General features: G+C 40.0%; 1 tRNA gene. It reads right to left on the bottom strand.

Going from position 1 to position 260, the window contains the following annotated elements:
- Nucleotides 1-84 precede the first annotated feature (84 nt).
- Nucleotides 85-161: transfer RNA gene (locus tag ACSBRB_RS10710), tRNA-Ile, on the bottom strand.
- Nucleotides 162-260: the final 99 nt, after the last annotated feature.

Here is a 260-nt window from a genome sequence, read left to right as displayed (position 1 = left end):
AGCTTTAAAACTCTAATTCACTCGGTTTTGCTTGGTAAAATCTATTTTACTTACTTATCTAGTTTTCAATGTACAAACAATAAATGGTGGGCCTAAGTGGACTCGAACCACCGACCTCACGCTTATCAGGCGTGCGCTCTAACCAGCTGAGCTATAGGCCCTTCATCATCGTTGAATACTCCGATGAGCATTCAAAACTGAATACAATATGTCACGCTAACTCCTTCATCTTCGAAAGAAGATGTTCCGTAATTAATCCT

The organism is Staphylococcus auricularis, from assembly GCF_051172115.1.
GTDB classification, from domain to species: domain Bacteria; phylum Bacillota; class Bacilli; order Staphylococcales; family Staphylococcaceae; genus Staphylococcus; species Staphylococcus auricularis_A.
This window is presented reverse-complemented; position numbering and strand designations above follow the sequence as displayed.